Below are 18,844 nucleotides of genomic sequence, written 5' to 3' on the forward strand. Positions count from 1 at the left end.
AAGGGAGATATAACAAAATATATATTGGTTCTTACTAACTTATTGCAATAACAAAAATGGATTAAGATAAATTACAGGTCGGGATTTGGAATGGGTTTATTCGATAGAAAACCGAAAAAGGACGATTCTAAGGCGGCTAAACAGCAAAACGAAGAGGAACGGATAAAGAAAGAGCTCGAGACGCTCGCGGCGATCCTGGATAAGACGGACGTCTCTGAAAAGCCGGCCGAGAAGCCGACGATGAAGCCCATCGTTGCGCCGCCGGCGGAAAAGCCCGTGGAGAAGCCGGCCGAGGCCGTCCTGAAGCCCGCCATGAAGCCCATCACGGAAAGGCCCAGGGAGGCGCCGAAGGCGCCTATGGCGCCCGTGAAGCAGACCCTGCCGCCGCAAAAGCCCATCCTGAAGCCCAACATCACACAATCACAGCCCCCCATTCCGGCGCCTAAAGAGAAAGAGGCCGTAAAAGAGGTCGTGAAGCCGGCGGCCCCTATAAAGGAGCGCGAAGAGGCCAAGCCGCGGCCCGAGCGCGTGGCCCAGCCCGTAGCCCAGCCCGACGTACAGGTATTGAATCTTTTAAAAGGCCAGATGGAGCGCCAGGTCTCGGAATCCGAAAAGCAGCGCAAGGACCTGGATAAGTTCAGGGAGGAAGTGCAGGCCCAGAGGGAAGATAATACCCGGCAGATGGCAGCGATCGTGGATAAGCTCCAGAAGCTCGACGCCTACAAGGACGAGATCAAGCCCGAGGACTTCAGGAAGCTCCAGTCCGGCCTGGTGGAGCAGAAGAACCTCATCGAGTCCCAGAGCCTTACGCTGAGCTCTATCGGCGAGGAGATAGCATCCCTCCGGGAGTTCGATTTCGAGAGCTACACGGAGCAGGAAAAGCAGGTGCTCCAGAAGCTCGCAGCAGAGATCAAGGGCCTCAAGGACGCCTACGCCGCGAGCGAGCAGCGCCTGACGGCCATCGACACCTCCATTGACTCTTACCGGGAGGACTTCGCCTCCCTCAGGACGAACACCGACCGCTATGAAGAAGAGCTGCAAGCACTGAGGGCATCGCTGGACCAGTGTACCGGCGACGTGAAGACACTGAAAGAGTCCCTCGGCAACTATTCTTCGGATACCGAGCAGGCCAGGAGCTCCATCCAGGTCGTGGACAGCAAGATCAACTCGCTGCGGGAGGACATCGCCCGCCTGGCCGGGGAGATCAAGGCCGTCCGCGCGGGCAGCGAGGAAGGCCAGACGGTGCTGGCCAGCAACTACGAGAGCGATATGAAGGCCCTCAAGACTTCCATGGAGGCTTACCAGGAGTCCATGGTGAAGAGCGTCGAGGACCTCAACGAGTTCAAGTCGACGATAGCCGCGGTCCAGAAGGATAACGAGAAGAAGCTCGAGGCCGTGGAGGCGTCGTTAAAGCAGTCCACGGCGAAGGAGCTCGCCTCCCTGAACGAGAAGATGTCTGACATCGAAGAATCCCTGGCATCCTCGACAAGCAAGGATATTCTGGCAGTCAACGAAAAGATCGTGGTTATCCAGGACTCGCTCCGGCAGTCCACGGCAAAGGAGGTCGCCTCGCTGAACGCGAAGATGGCGGGCATCGAGGAGTCGGTCAAAGCCTCCACGAGCAGCGACATCCAGGCCCTCAACGAGAAGATGGCCGAAGTCCAGGAATCGCTCAAGCAGTCCACCGTCAAGGACATATCATCTCTCAACGACAAGCTCGACCTGATCGAGGCCTCCATTAAAGAGACCTCGGGCGTCGAAATATCGGCGCTATCGGAAAAGATCGAGTCCTACTATAGCGACGTGAGGGCGCTGAAAGTGCAGCTCGCCGAGGCCAGGAACGAGAACAAGGCCCTGACGAAGACACTGGCGTCGGTGAACGACTCGATGGCCGACATCCGGGCCAGGCTGGACGAGCAGACCAACGACCACATCGCGGAGATGGGATTCGTGAAGGGCAACATGGCCGACTTCAAGAACGAGATGAAGCCCGTCAAGCTCTTCGTGGAGAAGTACGGCGAGAAGGTCAAGGCGCTCAAGGACTACTCCGGCATGGAGGATGAGCTGAAGGCGGTCAAGAACGAGATCGGCGCGAACTCGGACGAGATGGCCACGGTCAGCAAGCTCCTCAGCGACCAGCGCGTCGAGATGAAGGCGATGAAGGCCGTCGTCGAGAGGCACGCCGAGGACATCAAGCTCGCCAAGGAGTTCAACAAGTCCCGGGACGAGATCGTCAAGCTCAAGAACGAAGTGGAGGCCTATGCGGGCGACATCAAGACCATCAAGGACTTCGTCGCCGACTACAAGGACGAGATGGACAGCATCAAGGGCCTCATCGAGCAGTTCAAGAACGACGCGGAGCACGTCACGCCCCAGGAGGCCAAGCTCATCAAGGCCGGCCAGTACCTGAAGGCCCAGATCGACCAGGTCAACAACACGTTCGGGGACCTGGACGAGCGGCTCTCGGCCGTCCGAAAGGAATTCATCAATCTCAACAACATCGAATACCGCTACCGTGCGCTCGAGGATAACCTGAACGCCATGGAGCGGAACCTCGAGAACAAGATCGAGGTGGAGATGATCACCCGCGTGCGCGAGGCGGAGAACGACCTCGTGGTGAAGATCAGCGGCGTGGAGGAGCGCGTGCTCCAGCAGAGCAAGGCGTCCCACGAGACGATAAAAGCGCTACAGGACATGCAGACGGCCACAGTGGGCCTGCTAAGGCAGACCCAGTCCGACGTGCTCGGCTCCGTTACCGACGTCAAGTCGGACGCGGTCAAGTCGGTCACAGAGGCCGTGAACGAGGCCGCCGGCAACATCGAGGCAATGAAGGCCAGGGCCCAGGAGTTCATCCGGACCACCGAGTCCGAGGCGACGTCCACCATCAGGTCGGTCGAGGCCGATGCCGTTGGCAACATCCAGAAGAAGCGCCAGGAATCGCTGGCCGAGCTCAACGAAAGCTCCGAACACGTCGCGGGCGTTGCGAAGACCACCAGAGAAGTGGTCGAGGGAGCGCTCCGCGCTACTCGCGACGATACGCTCAAGTCCATCGACTCGGTCAAGGGCCAGTCCGTGAACGAGATCACGGCGGTCAAGAGCCACGCGATGGAGGAGATGACCACCTTCAAGAACGACACCCTCCACGAGGCCAGCGCGCTGAAGGTGACCACGCTGAGCGAGATCGCCGCGGCGAAGGAGCAGGTCACCGCCGATGTGGAGGCCATGAAGGCCGATTCGACCGGCCGGGTCAACGTGCTCAAGCAGGAAACTATTAATGAAGTCCTGTCGCTGAAGCAGGGTACGATTAATGAGGTCACGTCCCTTAAGGAGGGCACGGTGAAGGACCTCGTCTCCCTCAGGAACGAGACATTCGCCGGAGTACAGTCGCTGAAGCAGGGTACGATTAATGAGGTCACGTCCCTTAAGGAGGGCACGGTGAAGGACCTCGTCTCCCTCAGGAACGAGACATTCGCCGGAGTAGAGTCGCTGAAGCAGGGCACTGTCAGTGAGGTCGCCGCGATGAAGGAGCAGGCCATCGCTGAAGTGAACGCCACGAAGGGCGACACGATCGACCAGGTCCAGTCGCTGAAGCAGGGTACGATCAATGAAGTCCTGTCGCTGAAGCAGGGTACGATCAATGAGGTCATGTCCCTTAAACAGGGCACTGTCAGCGAGGTCACGTCCCTGAAGGACGGCACGATAAACGAGATCACGGAAACAAGGGACACTGCGGTCGCCACGATGAAAAAGAGCCGCGACGAGGTCCTGGACGCGGTCGACGAGTCCAGGGAGAACGTGATGGAGACGGTAAAGACCCTGAACACGGTGTCGAAGCAGGCGGACGAGGAATACTCGAAGCTCTCGGCCAGGGTCGACCAGGAGGCCAAGTCGACCATGAACCAGATCAGGACCGAAGTCCTCGCCTCCATAAAGCAGGAGAAGGACGGGCTGTCCGGCGCGATCGAGGCCCAGAAGAAGGACGCCGTCGACGACATGTCGAAGTTCAAGGACGGGCTCATCGTAGCGCTCCGCCAGACCGAGTCCATAGTGCTGTCATCCACGGATAACGCGCGCATCGTCGCGGAGAAGTCGATGGCGAAGACCAGGGACGAGATCCTGGACACCATCCGGCACACCCGCGAAGATACCATCAAGAAGCTCCTGGACACCAGGGACGTGGTCATAGCGGCCTCGAATAACTCGAAGGAGGCCGCCCTGGAGGAGCTGTTCAGGTCCCGGGACGAGACCATCAAGGCCATGAAGGAGTCGAAGGCCGGCATGCTCGAGACCGCGAAGACCGCGAAGGCCACCACCGAGTCCTCGATCAAAGCGACCAGGGACGAGGCGATCAAGGCCATGAACGAGTCGAAGGCGAGCATGCTTGACACGGCGAAGACCACGAAGACGACGACCGAGTCCTCCATGCTCTCGACCAGGGACGAGGTGCTCAAGCAGCTGAAGGCCACGCAGAAGGAAGTCGAAGACTCGATCAACAAGAAGATCGACGCGGACAAGGAGAACACCGAAAAGATCAAGCAGATCATGAAGACGATGAACGAGCTCATCAAGGCGTGATCCCCATGGACTTCGAGAAGTACATAGGCAAGGAGAAGCCGCTCTTATCCCGGCTGGACCGGGACAGGGCGTCCCTGAACGCGTACGAGCGCAGGGGCAACGCGGGAACGCTCGACATCGCCGAGGACGAGCTCAAGCTGCTCGACACGCTGAAGCAGGTGAAGGAGCACATCGCGGCCGCCGAGGCGGCGTCGAAGGCCCTGGACGAGCGCGCCCAAAGATTAAAAGAGCTCGAGGAGTCCGTCAACAGGAAGGGCGCCCAGACCCAGAAGCGCATCGAGGAATGGGAAAGCTCGTTCGACGATAAGTACAACGTGCTGCTGAAGCGGGTCGAGGACGAGGTCGGGGCGCTGGAGCTTAGAAATAAGGAGCTCGTGGCGTTCATGAAGGCCCAGGAGGACATCTTCAACGCCCGCAGCGCCGAGCTCAGCAGCAGGGCGGACGCGTCCGAGGCGGGCATAAAGCAGGCCAGCGACAACGCCTACCAGGAGATGAGCGACATCCTCGTGTCCATGAAGAAGGCACAGAAGGAGTTCGAGACCTCCATAAGCGGCAAGCTCGACGAGGATAAGCAGACCATCGACCGCATCAAGTACATGCTGTCCACGATGAGTGACATTATTAAATCCTAGTCGTAAAGTTTATAAGACACTAAGGCGTTTAAGAACTTCGTCTCGACGAAGCTCGAGCTTTTACTTTAACAGGAGAATTGATCATGGCGAGAAAACCAGGAAGGATGTATAAGAACTTCTCAGGCCCGGCCTACACCAGGAGAAAGTACATGGGCGGTGTGCCAGGCGTTAAGGTCACCCAGTTCGATATGGGCAACCTCACGGACGAGTTGCCAATTGCTGTCACGTTAGTCGTCAACGAGACCTGCCAGATAAGGCACGACGCCCTTGAGGCAGCCCGTATTTCGGCTAACAGGTACCTGATGAGCGATGTAGGCAAGCAGGATTACCGGTTCAAGGTAAGAGTTTACCCCCACCAGGTCCTCAGAGAGAACAAGCAGGCTACCGGCGCAGGCGCAGACCGTGTCTCGGATGGCATGAGGCGTGCTTTCGGCAAGGCCATCGGCACCGCAGCCCGCGTCTACAGCGGCCAGGGTATCTTTACTATCTACACCAACAGGCCGAACTTCGAGAAGGCCAAGGAAGCGCTGCGCAGGGCCGGCCACAAGCTGCCGTCGCCGCACAGGCTGGTCGTCGAGAAGGGCGCCGAGCTGGTAAAGTAAATCAATAAGGCCGTAGTGATACGGCCCTGACTTCTTTTATATTCTTGTTATTTATTACGGCCCTTTTTTTTCCTCTACCCGGGGCTCCTCGCGATTCTTACGCCTGGTCATCAGGTATAGCGCACCCGCACCGATGACCAGGGCGGCAAGCAGCCACGGCAGCCAGCCCAGCGGGGATGACTGCGTCTTCTGGGCCATGGTGAATCCCGGCGGCATCATGACGCTATCGACCGGATATATTATCCCGTTCTTGCATTCGACGCCCTGGTTCAGGACCCTCGAGCCTCCGACCACGAGGCCTCCGTCCTTAATGTTAATGGGCAGCGTCTTGCCGTCGACGGTCTTGACGTCGGTCATCCTCGAGAGGTCCGCGAACGTCAGCCTGCCGGGCACGGCATGGTACTGCAGCAGGCTGCTCAGCCTCGGCTGGTCCTGCATCAGGGCATTGAGCTGGTTCTTCGGAAGCTTATCGAAGGCCGCGTTCGTCGGCGCGAACACCGTGAATTCCCCGGGCCCTTTCAGGACGTTGTCCAGGCCCGCCGCCCGCACGGCGCCCAGGAACGTGGAAAACTGGCCTATGTTCGCCAGGTTTTCGAGCACAGTCCTCTGGCTCCCGACCTGCGCGTTAACGAAGGGGGCGGCCAGCCCGGCCGCCAGCGCCAGCAATAACAGTATCGTGATGTATTTCTTTATCCCACTCATGTCAACACCATAGAGAATAGCAGCTTCGAAATTTTATTTTTAATAGTCATTATGGCGCTAAAAAATCGTGATTTCCGCATGTTAGGGCGCACGGAAAGGGCGCTTTATCCCGAATCAATCGCTATCCCGGAACCACAACCTTTTTAAATAACGTGCAGATAGTCTATTTAAATCGCATAATAGATGTGTAACAATGGTTGATTACGATGCACTGTTAAACCGGGCAGTCTCGAAGACGCCCCAGCTGGAACTGACCGGCGAGCGCTTCCAGGTGCCACGCCCGAAGGTGTTTGCGGAGGGCCGCACCACCGTCTGGGATAATTACGAGGAGATACGGGAGAAGCTGAACCGCGACACCGAGCATTTCGGCAAGTTCATTCTTCGTGAGCTGGGCACGGCCGGCAAGGTCGAGGGCAACCGCATGATCCTGCAGGGCCACTTTACCTCCGACGCCATCAACGCGCTCGTTAACGATTACGTTGCCGAGTACGTCAAGTGCGCCGAGTGCGGCAGGCCGGACACGAAGCTCATCAAGTACGACCGCGTCACGACGCTGAAGTGCGACGCGTGCGGCGCCCAGAGGTCCATCCAGAAGAGGCGCTCCAGGGCGATCAGCGAGAAGCCCGCGGCGGCCATCGAAGAGGGCAAGACCTACGAGCTCAAGATCGAGACCACCGGCAAGAAGGGCGACGGCATCGCCAAGGTCGATAAGTTCACCATATTCGTGAATGGTGCACGGCCGGGCGAGATCGTCAAGGCCAAGATCAACAAGGTCGACGGTACTCGCGCTTTCGCTGTGCGTGAGCACTAACCTTTTTTCTTTTATCATTTACTTAAGTTACAAAGGTCACAGAGGACACTATTTCTCACCACAATGGCACGGAGTTCACAAAGGCTCACTAAGTCTTTTTTATAATTTAAGGGACAGAGTTCACAAAGCCCGGTTCATTGTCTTATAAGGCACAAAGGATACAATGGCACAATGAATGAACATGGGGCGCCATCGTGTCATTGTCCCCTTTGTGCCCTATTAACCCAAAAAGCATGCTCTGTGGCCTTAGTGGCCTCCATCTAAAAAAAGACTTTGTGAACTCAGTGGGCTTCGTGCCATTGTGGTGAAAATAGTGCCTCTGTAAGCTCAGTGCCTTAAAAATTTACACGAGTAACGACTTCGTATCTAGATTTCAATTTTAATCCCGTACGACTTCTCCGGGTTGTCCTTGTGTATCTTATAGAATGTCTCTTCCGGCACCCCGTTACGTATGGCCTCCTTGGTCTTCCGGGGCACGGTCTTCGGCCCAAGCACGGCGCCCGGCCGGTTGGGGTCGTCGATGTAATCCGTCTCCAGCATGAACCGCGTGCCCTGCGAGAGAGCCTCCTCAAGGGCGCCCCTGGAGCATATCACCGACGGGAAGACGTTCAGCGACTCGCACTCCCTGACTAGGGGCGGCGAAAAGTGCTTGATGACCTTTGGGGGCTCCATGCGAGCCTGCTTCGCGATATCAGATATGCTCTCCATGGTGCCCGGCTCGCTCTCCGTGTGGAGCTGGATGGCGCAGTCCTCGTCCACGCAGAGGTCCATCGCATACCGCATCAGGGCGTTCGAGGTCTCCCATAGCTCCGGGGATACGGGATAGTGGGGCCGGCCGCTCTTGATGGCCACCGCCTTCCCTTCCGCCACGTACTTTGCGGCGATCTCCAGCCCTTCCTTGACGATGGAATACGCCCTCTCCATCCCCAGGGACTCTGCCAGCCCGATGTACTCGGCAGGGTGAACGCCCACGACGGCATAGGCCCTCACCAGCTCGTTAGCCCTCCGGGTCGCCTCTACCGTATCATCGAAAACGGCCCTGAAGTCCTCGCCTCGGGCAACGGTCCGGCCCACCTCACCCGCTGGAAGCGAAACTATGAACACGTGGGTGCCCCCGGCGTTCTTGAACTCCTTGACCGCCTCCACGCCCCTGCCGCCATTAAGATTAATGTGCATATGGTCGTCCGTGATGGGCAGCATTAACTCATCCTCACGCTAGTGTTTAGCCCGGCGGAGCCCATAAAAATAACCTTCACAAAAGCTATTTACGATACTTGATTATATTAGAGACTGGACTTCAAAAGGAAGAATGATAAATTTGGCTCAAACGAACGAGAGCCTGGCCATCGATAAGGGTAAGCTCATCTTTTTCGTCGTCTTCGACACGGGCGGAGAAGTGGACAAGGCCACGCTTTCGGGCATATTCAAGGTGCAGGCCGGGCCCGAGTACAGCAAGCCCGTCGAGACGACGCTCGGGCAGATGACAGGCCTCATCGTATCCGATAATAATAAGATCTGCAAAGTGCTGGCCCAGGCGGAAGTCTTCGCCATGGGCGTGGGCATCATCCGGGTCGAGTTCGAGTTAGCCGAGGGCATGCTCGTAAAGGAGATCATCACCGCTATGCACTCCAATGGCATATTCCTGGACGGCCTCGACCTGAACGCGTACGTCGCCCGGAAGATCGGCGAGATCCGGGAACAGCTAAAGGCATACGCGAAGTTGAAGATATACTACACTCCGACCCGCAAGTACAGCATGCTCAGGCTGGACCAGTACACGCCCCCGGTGGACCAGGGCGAGCTCAAGGTCCAGTACGGCGCCGAATTAACCCGTTTTCTATCGGGCGAGTCGTCTGCCCGGAGGCTCCACGGCAAAGAGATCGCGGACAAGCTATCCCATGATATATCGTACTACGACGAGGACCTGTTCCTGGTCTCCTACGAGGCGGCCTTCGTGAAGGGCTGCGACGATTATTTTAACGACCTCCGCCACTACCTGGAGCTGGGCCTGGCGCTGGCGTTCTTATACCAGATCTACGACTGGAAGATGGACGCCGAGATCGGCGAGGCATTCAAGGCCATCCGGAATTACCAGACCCAGTCGACCATAGGGCAATTGTTCAGCCAGTCCACGAAGAGGCTTGAGAAGGCACTGCTCAAGGTGAGCGAGATCAAGCTCGACATCCTGGACAACCTCGAGGACCTGATGAACCCCCTGAAGGTCACGTCCGACTGGTACTACCAGGGCGCCTACGAGCACATCATCCGCCTCATAAAGGTCAGGGAATACGAGAGCATCGTCACCCAAAAAATAGACGCGTTAGAGGACCTCTACTCGACGGCCCAGGAGCTTTCATACAGCAAGATCGCCCTCATCACCGAAGTGGTCGTTATTTTGCTGATCGCCTTCGAGGTCATCGCCTTTCTGCCCCACTAGCCAGAGAGGCGTCGATCTTTTTTACGGCGCTCTTCGCCCCCGGGGAGTCATCATCGTCAAGGCAGCTTCTTATCATCCGCAGGTCCTCCATCGTGATGAGGATGGTCTGCCCTGGCTTGAATATGTCGACGGTGCCTTTAATGAGAAGCATGTCGTCGGCCCGGCTCTCCTGCATCACCACGCCCTCCAGGGAGCCTCCGGCCGCCTCGTCCAGCATGCGGTCCTCGTGTCCGGACCGGATATCGCAGCCGCGGCGGATCGCCCCCAGCTCGTCCTCGTCGAACGAGACCTTATAAAATTCGGGCATCAATGAAAGATATAAAAAATGTACTAATAAACTTATAGAACAAAAAGAGCTATTTGAGCTCCTTAAGCACCAGGTCCAGGACTTCGGGGATGGCGCCTTCGACCTCGGGCGTGAGCTCTTTGGTGAACTCGGCCACCCGCTTCACCTCGACCCCGATAATGACGATATCTTCGGGCATCTTCTGTACAACACGGCCCACGTTGATCGTGTCCACCAGGTTGAGGTCGTGCAGGGACAGCATGAACATGTCCGAGGGCGGAAGCTCCTTGTCCGTGAACTCGTAAACGGTTCCCGGGGGCTCGTTCCCCGTCTGCACCGCATCGACTATAACGGCCTTGTCGGCGCCCTCGATCCAGCTCAGGATGGACATCCCGCCCACTCCGGCCTCGATGACCTCGACGTTCTCCGGCAATTTCATCCCCTGGAGGCGCTCGATGACGCGTATGCCGACGCCGTCGTCGCCCATGAGCGTGTTGCCGCATCCGAGGACTACGATCTTCTTCGTCATTTGATGAGCGTCCCTATCTTTTTACCGTTGACCGCGTCGATGATATTGTGCGGGTCCTGGCCGCTGATGATCATCATGGGTATGTGGGACCGTTTTATGATCTGTGCGCCCAGCATGTCGAAGATATTGTTCGCGCCCGCGGTCATCTCCATCTTGGCCACGAGCTCGAGCAGTTCCTGGGGAGTCATGTGGTCGATCTTCTTAGCGTTCTTGTCCACACGGGGGTCCGCCGTATAGACGCCGTCAACGGACGTCGTGCGGATCAAAAGGTCGGCGTGGACGTACTCCGCCAGGATGGCCGCCACGGCATCGGTGGTCTGGCCGGGCTGTACGCCGCCCATGATGATGATCTTACCGGAATACATGGCCAGGCTGGCCTCCTGGTAATCGTGGGGAGGCTCAGGATAGGCCGCGTCGTTCATGGCCGAGATAAGAAGCCGGGCGTTCAGACGGGACACGCCGATGCCGATGAGGTCCCGCAGGGCGTTGCTCGCCTTCAGTTCCTTCGTGACATTGATATATTCCCGCGCGGGCGTGCCGCCCCCGACGACGACCAGGACCGTATGGTCCTTCGCCAGGGATCGAATGACCTGCGCATACTCGCTAAATCGCTTTGCCTCCAGGCTCGGGGCAATGGCTGAGCCGCCGACTTTGATGACGATCCTCATGATATCCCGAGGCATAAATGGACCATTCAGTACTAAAACGTTTCGATTTTTTAGAAAAGCCGGCGCGTCGGGGTTTTAGCGGCCTCCCGGATGTGGGAGGCCGCATTTCCCAACCTTATGTCAAATAGGGGCTTTTGTCGAAGACGCCGGCAGCATGATGTCCGGAGGCGATCCGCCGGCTGCCGGCTGGCCCGCCTATATCTTCATGGGCATCTGGCCGTACGAGCCGATGCCGGCCCCGAGGCCCATGCCACCCATGCCAAGGCCTTTGCCCATGCCTCCGATGTCAGGGGTCATTCCCTTACCGAGGCCAGCGTTCGGCGCCATGCCCTTAGAGATGCCGCCATATGGCATGTTGGGCATCATCGAGGCCACTGCGCCGCTGCTCAGGGGAACCGTATAGCACTGCGGCACCATCGAGGTCACCGGCACCGAGCTCTGCACGGGCACGGTCACCGGCACGGTCATGCTGCTCAGAGCGGGCCGCACGTATGGCACGGGCACGGTCTGCGGTACGACAACGACCTTCGGGACCGTCACCGGGCACACGTCCTGGACGGGCACGGTGATGGGCACCGTCTGCGGTACGGTCGTGGTCGTCATGACCGGGACCTGGGTGGTGACCGGGATGTTGCACGATACGGTCGCGATGCAGTCCTGGGGCGCTCCATAGGCCACCGGGCCTCCGCAGGCCGCAGGGCCGAACTGTGCGGCGGCCGGCGCTATGAGCGCCAGAGTAAGCAGTACGATGACTGCCGTTGATATCCTGTATGCCATTTTCATAACTACACTCCCTTTTGTTACGTTAGAACCATCTTCCCGGATTATTATAATAATTACCATATGAAAAAATGCCCTGAGGGCTTTTTTATGATAGAAAATAGTAAAATGGCCTTGAAATCGTTAATGAGGCCCATTTGTAAACCTGTACGACGATTTGCTTCTATTAAGGCCCGTTAAGCTTTAGATAATCCCGAATAGGCGGGTAATTATCCATGGGCCGCCGACGCATTAAAAGTTAAATCCCGTCGGCGCTGAATGCATCAGGCGAATGCCGTATCGACCTTTTATACGGCCGACTAACCTTTTTATACCTACGCGCCACAAGTATCTCTAGATGCCAGAGAACCGATGTGACGTATGCAGCGCGTTTGAGCTACTGCCGTTCAAGTGTAAATATTGCGGCGGCACATTCTGCGGAGCCCACCGCCTCCCCGAGAGCCATAACTGCCCGGGGCTGCGGATGCTGAAGCAGAGGCCGGCTGCGGACTCCAGGGCGACCGTGAAGCGCAGGAGCGCTCTCAGGCTGCCGGCCGCGAAGCTGCCTTACTCGGGCTATTACGCGTACGCCCTCATCGCTATCACCGTCATCGTGTACGTCCTTCAGGTGCTCTTCCCCGGGATCACGGACGCGCTAATACTCAGCTCGTCAAACCTGCTGTCGCACCCATGGGGTATCCTGACGAGCATTTTCTTACACAGCAGCCTCATGCATCTCTTCTTCAACATGCTCGCGCTCTTCTTCTTCGGCCCGCTCCTGGAGCGCCGCATCGGCAGCGGGCGGTTCCTGGGCCTATACTTCGGCACCGGCATCATCGCCGGCCTGGCCCAGATACTCGCGTTCCCGGGCTCCGCCGTCCTTGGGGCGAGCGGCGCCATCTTCGGCGTGCTCGGCACCCTTACCGTTCTTACGCCCGACCTTGTCGTCTATCTCTACTTCGTGCCGCTCAAGATGGTCTACGTCACCATCCTGTTCGCGGTCCTTGACCTGTTCCCCGTGCTCACCGGCACTTCGGACGGCGTGGCGCACATCGCGCACCTGGCGGGGCTGGCCATCGGCCTGGCCGCGGGCTTCTGGTACCGCCAGAAGAGCAAGATACGGAGCGTCCGGTGGCAGGTCTAGAACGCTAAATTTATAGAATACCGGGACTTCAGTGTTATGGGATGACCAAGGAAGAGATATTAAATATCCTGCGCGAGGCGGGCGATTACGTCTCCGGCGAGTTCCTGGCGGAGAAGCTGGGCGTATCGAGGGCCGCCGTTTGGAAGCACATCCACACTCTCATTAAAGAGGGATACGCCGTGGACGTGGCCCAGGGCAAGGGCTACAGGCTCATGAGCGTGCCCGATAAGCTTTATCCCGCCGAGATCCGCCACGGCCTGCAGACAAAGCTCCTGGGCAGGAAGGTCATCCACCTGAACGTGACGGGCTCGACCAACACCGTCGCCAGGCAGGTCGCCGAGCGCGGAGTCGAGGAAGGCACGGTCGTCCTCGCCGAGACACAGTCCCACGGCAAGGGCAGGCTGGGCCGTAAGTGGGTAGCAAAGCCGGGAAGCCTGGCGATGTCCGTCATCCTCAAGCCGGCCATCGACCCCATGCACGCGTCGAGCATCACGCTCATGGCGGCCGTGTCAGTGACCAAGGCGCTCAGGGGCGCAGGCCTGGAGGCGGCCATCAAGTGGCCGAATGACGTCCTCGTGAACGGCAAAAAGATATGCGGCATACTTACGGAGATGAGCGCCGAGACCGACATCGTCAACTTCATCATCCTGGGCATCGGGGTGAACGTGAACAACGATGTCCCCCTGGAGACGGCGACCACGATGAAGGCAGAGCTGAGCCGGGAGGTTGACCGGGTGAAGTTTACGCAGTTGCTCCTGGAGATGCTGGAAGAGGACTACCTTACATTCAAGGAGGAGGGATTCACCCCAATCCTGTGGAGCTGGAGGCGCTATTCGGACACGCTCGGCAGGCTCGTCGAGGTCACGTACCAGGACGAGGTAGTCACCGGCGTGGCGCAGGACGTGGACGAGGACGGCTCGCTGCTCGTTAAGACCGCGGACGGCTCCATCCGCAAGATCGTATCCGGCGATTGCAAGCACCTGCGCGGCGCAAGAAAGCTATAAATATTTGTAAACCCTGTTGTTTTTTGGGTTTACAATGTCTTCCCGCGTTAAGAAGCTCGTGTACGCGGCGCTGTTCGCCGCGCTGACGGCCGTTTCGGCCTGGGCCGCGATACCGCTGCCCTACGTGCCCATCACTCTCCAGACATTCTTCGTCATCCTTTCCGGCGGCGCCCTCGGCGCCTATTTCGGCGCCCTCTCCATGGTCGTCTACTTGCTCTTAGGATTCATGGGCCTGCCCGTCTTCGCCCGCGGCCAGTCCGGGCTGGGAGTCCTGGCCGGGCCGACGGGCGGGTACCTCGTCGGCTTCGTGCTCTGCGCCATCGTGACCGGCCTCATCGTAAAAATGCGCAAGAACCCCGGGCTTCTATGGTACGTGCTGGCGATGGCCGCCGGCACTCTGGCGATATACGCCTGCGGCCTGGCACAGCTTACGCTAGTCCTGCATATGCCTTTAGAGACGGCGCTCATCATCGGCGTGCTGGCGTTCGTCCCTGGCGACATCATAAAGATCATCATCGCCGCCTTCGTGGCCAGAAAGCTGAACACCGGGGGTGAGGCCGGAAATTGATATCCTTACGTGACGTATCCTTTTCTTATGGCTGCCTCAGTGCGCTGGACCATATCTCACTTCAGGTGGAGAAAGGCGAGCACATGGCCCTTATCGGGCCGAACGCCTCGGGCAAGACCACGCTGGCCATGGTCATGAACGCCCTGCTCACGCCGGACAGAGGCGAGTGCCTGGTCGAAGGCATCGATACCAGGGACGACCCTATGTTCGCCCGCCGCACCGTCGGCATGGTCTTCCAGGACCCGGAGAGCCAGACCGTGGCCAGGCGCGTATGGGATGACGTCGCCTTCGGGCCGATGAACCTGGGCCTGCCCGACGGCGAGGTTGAAAAGAGGGTACGCGAGTCCCTCGATCATGTCGGGCTTGGCGCATTCTCCCGGCGTGAGGTCTCGTGCCTTTCCGGAGGCCAGAAGCAGCTCCTTGCCGTCGCCGGAATACTGGCCATGAAGCCTTCCTATATCGTGTTCGACGAGCCCACGGCGCTCCTCGACGGGCCTGGTTGCCGCATGGTCAATAAAGCAGTTGCGGGCCTCAAGAAAAACGGCATAGGCATTATCACGATCACGCACGACATGGAAGAAGCGCTGACCGCTGACCGGATAGTTGCACTGGATACGGGGCGCATCGTGGCCGATATGCCTCCTGCCAGCCTTTTTTCCGATGAGGCCCTTATGGCTCGCATCGGTATCAAGCCGCCTTATACTTTTAATCTGGCCGTGCCCCGGGAGGTGGTCCGGGAATGCCGTTAGTCGCGAACGGGGTCGGCCACGTATACCGCCGGGGCGAGCCGGGCGAGGCGCACGCCCTCGACGGCATTGACCTTACGATATCCGGGGGCGAGTTTACGCTTGTAGGGGGCGCCGGCGGCTCCGGTAAATCGACCTTACTGCATTGCCTTTCGGGCCTGCTTAGGCCGACGAAGGGCACTGTACGCATCGACGGCCCTGCGGCCCTATCGATACAGTTCCCCGAACGGGCGCTGTTCGCTGACACCGTCCTCGACGATATCGCGTTCGGACCCCTTAATACCGGCCTTGAAAAGGGCGAGGCGAGAACAAGGGCGCTCGAGGCGGCCGGAAAGGTGGGGCTCGATGCGGGCCTGCTCAGCCGCCTCCCCCGGACGTTGAGCCATGGCCAGCGCAGGCTCGCCGCCCTCGCCGGCGTGATCGCCATGAGGCCTCGCTATCTTTTCCTGGATGAGCCGACGGCGGGCCTGGATATGGCCGCTAAGGAACGGGTGGTCGAAACGCTCGTCCGCCTTAACCGGGAAGGCACGGCTGTGATCGTCGCTTCCCACGACCTGGCCCACTTCATGGACGCCTGCAGCAGGATGCTCGTCATGAGCCGGGGAAAGGTCGTATTCGACGACAGGCCGGACGGGCTTGTCTCGCTGGACGACACCATGGGCCTGGCGCTGCCCCCGTCGCTCATCGTGGCGAGATGGCTGAGAACACGGGGCATCGAGGCTCCATGGAACATCGGCCCCTCGGAGGCCGCGGCCCACATCAGGAGGGCACATGAAGGCCTGGATTAAGATACTGGCGCTGGCCGCCATGAGCGTGCTCATTGTCGCCCTGCCCCTGCCGTGGGTCTTTATCATGGCCCCCGCGATAGTCCTGTTCATCGCCATCCTGAAGGCCAGCCCGGTACTTCTCATCAGAATGCTCCTCCCCGCTCTGCCCTTCATCATCATCCTATCGACGCTCCAGGCCCTGCTACAGGGAGATATTACTCTGGCGGCGCTCTCTGCCCTGAGGATGCTGCTCCTGTACCTGGCGGGCTCGGCGGTCACGGCCACGACGGGCGAGTCGGAATTTTCCAGGGCCATCGAGCGGGCTCTCAGCCCGATGGACCGGCTGGCGGGTACCCGGATCGGCAAGGATATAGCCATCATGACGATGCTGGCCCTCGCTTTCATTCCCATCGTCCACGAAGAATACGTCTCAATAAAAATTGCGCAGCAGGCCCGGGGCGTCCGCTACGGCGCCATCCGGGGCATCGTCGCCGTCATGATCCCCCTGATGTCCTCGCTATCCCGGCGGGCCGACGACATCGCCATGGCCATGGAAGCCCGCTGCTACGGCCTCGACAGGTAAGCCTCGATATTCTTCAAGTCGTTCATCGGCGCCTCGCATGTACCTTCCCTGCAGAAGTACACGGTCGGCTTTCCGTCGAGCGTAGACTTGCCCTCGAACGCAGGGAGCCTCCTCTCCTGACCATAGTCCATCAGGACAACTGCTTTATCGACGCGGCTATTGATGAGGCGGACCAGGTTTTGGCCCTCATCGCGGCCGGCGACTACGACCGCTTCCAGAGGCCTCTGTAAATAGTAGTCGAGCGCCGAGAAGTACGTGCCGCATCCTATCGGGTGCATGGAAGCTTCAGCGGTAAATATTTCCAGCAATTCTTTCGCCCTGTCGAGGTATCCCCGCTCGCCCGTATAATAGTGCAGCTTCATCAGGCTCAGCGCCATCTGGGGGTTCGACGCGGGCACGGAGAGATCGACGATGGGCTTGTCCATGCTCATGGGAGTGCGGTCCTTTTCCTGGACGTAGAAATATCCGCCGTGCTCCCGGTCATAAAATTTTGCGTCGCAGTCGGCGGCGAGACGAATGGCCATGTCCAGGTACAGGGGCTCCTGCGAGGCCCTGAACACGTCGATAAGCGCCTCCACCGTGCACGAGTAATCGTCCAGGAACCCGTCCACGGACGGGCTATCCGTATATATCCTGTACAGTGTGCCGTCCCTGTACATGGGATCCATCATGAAGTCCAGGGTCTTCTTTGCATAGTCCAGGCATCGCCTGTCGCCTAAGACGTCGTATGCGACGGCCAGCGACCCTGCCATGAGCGCCGTCCAGCTCGCGTGGACGGCCATATCGATGAACGGCAGCTCCCGCCCGTGCCGGGCCTCCAGCAGCTTCCGCTTTTCGGCGGCGAACCGGGACTTGTCGTGCTCTCCCGGCACGAAGAGCACGTTCTTTCCCGGCACCTCGAAGTTGCCGTCCTGCTCCACGTGGTACGCTTTGATAAATGCGTCCGCCCCGTCCCCGAGCACCTCGCGGATCTCTGCCTCAGTCCACGTAAAATATGACCCTTCTTCGCCGTGGAGGTCAGCGTCAACGGACGATACGAAGCCTGCGGGCTCCCTGGCCATCCTCCGGAACACGAAATCGGTCGTCTCAAGGGCCACCTGCTTAAAGTACGCAGCGCCGGATAGCCGGTAAGCGTTCAGGTAAACCCTCAACAACATCGCGTTATCGTTCAGCATCTTCTCAAAATGCGGCACCTTCCAGGCAGGGTCTACCGCATAGCGATGAAAGCCGCCGCCCACCTGGTCATAGAATCCCCCTGCCGCCATGTACCTCAGCGTCTTATCGACGACGTGCCAGACGCCGGCGTCGCGGGAACTCCCGTACTGCTGCATGAGGAACAGCAGGATCTCCGAGTAGGGGAACTTCATGCTCCGCCCGAAGCCGCCGTTCGCCGTGTCGAAGCTGGAGATGATATTGCCCGTCACGAGCCCCGGCATATCTTCGTCGATGGCCTCCTTTTTAGCCGGTACCTTCGCCATGAGCGCTTTTAGCTGCTCCGCCGTCTGGCGGATAGCTCCTCGCTGCTCCTTATATGCCTTGCTCACGGCCTGCATGACCTCCTTAAAGGCGGGCATGCCACGGATTGGCGCTTTCGGGAAATACGTGCCGCCATAAAAGGGTTCCTTATCAGGCGTCAGGAACACGGTGAGGGGCCACCCTCCCTGGCCGGTGAGCATCCCCACGGCCTCCTGGTATGTCTTATCCAGGTCGGGCCGCTCGTCCAGGTCCACCTTCACCGGCACGAAGAGCTCGTTCACCATACATGCCGTCTCCGGGTCCTCCCAGCTCTCGTGGGCCATGACGTGGCACCAGTGGCACCAGACGGCCCCGATGGACAGGAGCACGGGCTTTTCCTCTATCCTGGCCTTTTCGAACGCCTCGTCGTTCCACGGGTACCAGTCGACCGGCTGCCCGGCCGCATTTTTAAGGTAACTGCTGCTCTCTCCTGCCAGCCTGTTCATACATAAAAATAAGCCTGGATGGTGAAATAATCACCGCAATTGTGAGGCCGGCATAAATAGGGGCGGGGCA

The 18,844-nt window shown here is 59.0% G+C and carries 18 protein-coding genes; 11 read left to right on the forward strand and 7 right to left on the reverse strand.

What is annotated here, in order from left to right:
* Nucleotides 1–90: 90 nt before the first annotated feature.
* From MCP_RS01875 to MCP_RS01885, 3 genes are all read left to right on the forward strand, one after another.
* The gene (locus MCP_RS01875; protein WP_012899118.1) at nucleotides 91–4,575 is read left to right on the forward strand and encodes a hypothetical protein; all 4,485 of its coding nucleotides are present in this window, start codon (nucleotides 91–93) and stop codon (nucleotides 4,573–4,575) included.
* Nucleotides 4,576–4,580: 5 nt separating this feature from the next.
* A complete protein-coding gene (locus MCP_RS01880; RefSeq protein ID WP_128566964.1) occupies nucleotides 4,581–5,207 on the forward strand; it encodes a hypothetical protein in 627 nt (208 codons plus the stop codon).
* 83 nt (nucleotides 5,208–5,290) lie between these two features.
* Entirely contained in the window at nucleotides 5,291–5,809 is a 519-nt protein-coding gene (locus MCP_RS01885) for a 50S ribosomal protein L16 (RefSeq protein ID WP_012899120.1), read from the forward strand.
* Nucleotides 5,810–5,863: 54 nt separating this feature from the next.
* On the opposite strand, the gene MCP_RS01890 is transcribed toward MCP_RS01885, so the two are convergent.
* Nucleotides 5,864–6,511, reverse strand: a complete 648-nt coding sequence (locus tag MCP_RS01890) for a fasciclin domain-containing protein (RefSeq protein ID WP_012899121.1) — start codon at nucleotides 6,509–6,511, stop codon at nucleotides 5,864–5,866.
* Between the two features lie 193 nt (nucleotides 6,512–6,704).
* On the opposite strand from MCP_RS01890, the gene MCP_RS01895 reads away from it, so the two are divergent.
* The gene (locus tag MCP_RS01895) at nucleotides 6,705–7,322 is read left to right on the forward strand and encodes a translation initiation factor IF-2 subunit beta (protein ID WP_012899122.1); all 618 of its coding nucleotides are present in this window, start codon (nucleotides 6,705–6,707) and stop codon (nucleotides 7,320–7,322) included.
* Between the two features lie 366 nt (nucleotides 7,323–7,688).
* Here the strand turns inward: MCP_RS01895 and MCP_RS01900 are convergent, their stop codons facing one another.
* On the reverse strand, nucleotides 7,689–8,522 hold the full coding sequence (locus tag MCP_RS01900; RefSeq protein ID WP_012899123.1) for a TatD family hydrolase: 834 nt from the start codon (nucleotides 8,520–8,522) through the stop codon (nucleotides 7,689–7,691).
* A 109-nt stretch (nucleotides 8,523–8,631) separates the two neighbouring features.
* On the opposite strand from MCP_RS01900, the gene MCP_RS01905 reads away from it, so the two are divergent.
* A complete protein-coding gene (locus tag MCP_RS01905; RefSeq protein ID WP_012899124.1) occupies nucleotides 8,632–9,759 on the forward strand; it encodes a hypothetical protein in 1,128 nt (375 codons plus the stop codon).
* Here the strand turns inward: MCP_RS01905 and MCP_RS01910 are convergent.
* From MCP_RS01910 to MCP_RS01925, 4 genes are all read right to left on the reverse strand, one after another.
* Complete coding sequence (locus MCP_RS01910; RefSeq protein WP_012899125.1) at nucleotides 9,737–10,066, reverse strand: hypothetical protein; 330 nt, start codon at nucleotides 10,064–10,066, stop codon at nucleotides 9,737–9,739. The genes MCP_RS01905 and MCP_RS01910 overlap by 23 nt on opposite strands.
* A gap of 49 nt (nucleotides 10,067–10,115) precedes the next feature.
* Nucleotides 10,116–10,574: a hydrogenase maturation protease gene (locus MCP_RS01915; protein WP_012899126.1), complete on the reverse strand. Its 459-nt coding sequence runs from the start codon at nucleotides 10,572–10,574 to the stop codon at nucleotides 10,116–10,118.
* Nucleotides 10,571–11,242: a UMP kinase gene (gene pyrH, locus MCP_RS01920; RefSeq protein ID WP_012899127.1), complete on the reverse strand. Its 672-nt coding sequence runs from the start codon at nucleotides 11,240–11,242 to the stop codon at nucleotides 10,571–10,573. The genes MCP_RS01915 and pyrH overlap by 4 nt, the downstream gene beginning before the upstream one ends.
* Nucleotides 11,243–11,437: 195 nt before the next feature.
* Nucleotides 11,438–12,025: a hypothetical protein gene (locus tag MCP_RS01925; RefSeq protein WP_128859889.1), complete on the reverse strand. Its 588-nt coding sequence runs from the start codon at nucleotides 12,023–12,025 to the stop codon at nucleotides 11,438–11,440.
* Nucleotides 12,026–12,359: 334 nt separating this feature from the next.
* Here MCP_RS01925 and MCP_RS01930 point away from each other — a divergent pair, with 334 nt between their 5' ends.
* From MCP_RS01930 to MCP_RS01955, 6 genes are read left to right on the forward strand one after another with little or no spacing between them, the layout of a single operon-like run.
* A complete protein-coding gene (locus MCP_RS01930; protein ID WP_012899129.1) occupies nucleotides 12,360–13,145 on the forward strand; it encodes a rhomboid family intramembrane serine protease in 786 nt (261 codons plus the stop codon).
* 41 nt (nucleotides 13,146–13,186) lie between these two features.
* Complete coding sequence (locus tag MCP_RS01935; RefSeq protein ID WP_012899130.1) at nucleotides 13,187–14,149, forward strand: biotin--[acetyl-CoA-carboxylase] ligase; 963 nt, start codon at nucleotides 13,187–13,189, stop codon at nucleotides 14,147–14,149.
* Between the two features lie 34 nt (nucleotides 14,150–14,183).
* Entirely contained in the window at nucleotides 14,184–14,717 is a 534-nt protein-coding gene (locus MCP_RS01940) for a biotin transporter BioY (protein WP_128566965.1), read from the forward strand.
* Complete coding sequence (locus MCP_RS01945; protein WP_012899132.1) at nucleotides 14,714–15,466, forward strand: energy-coupling factor ABC transporter ATP-binding protein; 753 nt, start codon at nucleotides 14,714–14,716, stop codon at nucleotides 15,464–15,466. Before MCP_RS01940 ends, MCP_RS01945 begins: the two co-directional genes overlap by 4 nt.
* The gene (locus MCP_RS01950; protein ID WP_012899133.1) at nucleotides 15,457–16,251 is read left to right on the forward strand and encodes an ATP-binding cassette domain-containing protein; all 795 of its coding nucleotides are present in this window, start codon (nucleotides 15,457–15,459) and stop codon (nucleotides 16,249–16,251) included. Before MCP_RS01945 ends, MCP_RS01950 begins: the two co-directional genes overlap by 10 nt.
* A complete protein-coding gene (locus MCP_RS01955; protein WP_012899134.1) occupies nucleotides 16,235–16,813 on the forward strand; it encodes an energy-coupling factor transporter transmembrane component T family protein in 579 nt (192 codons plus the stop codon). Before MCP_RS01950 ends, MCP_RS01955 begins: the two co-directional genes overlap by 17 nt.
* Here the strand turns inward: MCP_RS01955 and MCP_RS01960 are convergent.
* The gene (locus tag MCP_RS01960; RefSeq protein ID WP_012899135.1) at nucleotides 16,795–18,774 is read right to left on the reverse strand and encodes a thioredoxin domain-containing protein; all 1,980 of its coding nucleotides are present in this window, start codon (nucleotides 18,772–18,774) and stop codon (nucleotides 16,795–16,797) included. The genes MCP_RS01955 and MCP_RS01960 overlap by 19 nt on opposite strands.
* Nucleotides 18,775–18,844: the final 70 nt, after the last annotated feature.

Origin of the sequence: Methanocella paludicola SANAE, assembly GCF_000011005.1 — an archaeon.
Taxonomy (GTDB): Archaea; Halobacteriota; Methanocellia; order Methanocellales; family Methanocellaceae; genus Methanocella; species Methanocella paludicola.

Coding starts and splice junctions, on each gene's coding strand:
- MCP_RS01875 (WP_012899118.1), top strand. CDS start 91: ATGGGTTTATTCGATAGAAAACCGAAAAAGGACGATTCTAAGGCGGCT.
- MCP_RS01880 (WP_128566964.1), top strand. CDS start 4,581: ATGGACTTCGAGAAGTACATAGGCAAGGAGAAGCCGCTCTTATCCCGG.
- MCP_RS01885 (WP_012899120.1), top strand. CDS start 5,291: ATGGCGAGAAAACCAGGAAGGATGTATAAGAACTTCTCAGGCCCGGCC.
- MCP_RS01890 (WP_012899121.1), bottom strand. CDS start 6,511: ATGAGTGGGATAAAGAAATACATCACGATACTGTTATTGCTGGCGCTG.
- MCP_RS01895 (WP_012899122.1), top strand. CDS start 6,705: ATGGTTGATTACGATGCACTGTTAAACCGGGCAGTCTCGAAGACGCCC.
- MCP_RS01900 (WP_012899123.1), bottom strand. CDS start 8,522: ATGCTGCCCATCACGGACGACCATATGCACATTAATCTTAATGGCGGC.
- MCP_RS01905 (WP_012899124.1), top strand. CDS start 8,632: ATGATAAATTTGGCTCAAACGAACGAGAGCCTGGCCATCGATAAGGGT.
- MCP_RS01910 (WP_012899125.1), bottom strand. CDS start 10,066: ATGCCCGAATTTTATAAGGTCTCGTTCGACGAGGACGAGCTGGGGGCG.
- MCP_RS01915 (WP_012899126.1), bottom strand. CDS start 10,574: ATGACGAAGAAGATCGTAGTCCTCGGATGCGGCAACACGCTCATGGGC.
- pyrH (WP_012899127.1), bottom strand. CDS start 11,242: ATGAGGATCGTCATCAAAGTCGGCGGCTCAGCCATTGCCCCGAGCCTG.
- MCP_RS01925 (WP_128859889.1), bottom strand. CDS start 12,025: ATGAAAATGGCATACAGGATATCAACGGCAGTCATCGTACTGCTTACT.
- MCP_RS01930 (WP_012899129.1), top strand. CDS start 12,360: ATGCCAGAGAACCGATGTGACGTATGCAGCGCGTTTGAGCTACTGCCG.
- MCP_RS01935 (WP_012899130.1), top strand. CDS start 13,187: ATGACCAAGGAAGAGATATTAAATATCCTGCGCGAGGCGGGCGATTAC.
- MCP_RS01940 (WP_128566965.1), top strand. CDS start 14,184: ATGTCTTCCCGCGTTAAGAAGCTCGTGTACGCGGCGCTGTTCGCCGCG.
- MCP_RS01950 (WP_012899133.1), top strand. CDS start 15,457: ATGCCGTTAGTCGCGAACGGGGTCGGCCACGTATACCGCCGGGGCGAG.
- MCP_RS01955 (WP_012899134.1), top strand. CDS start 16,235: ATGAAGGCCTGGATTAAGATACTGGCGCTGGCCGCCATGAGCGTGCTC.
- MCP_RS01960 (WP_012899135.1), bottom strand. CDS start 18,774: ATGAACAGGCTGGCAGGAGAGAGCAGCAGTTACCTTAAAAATGCGGCC.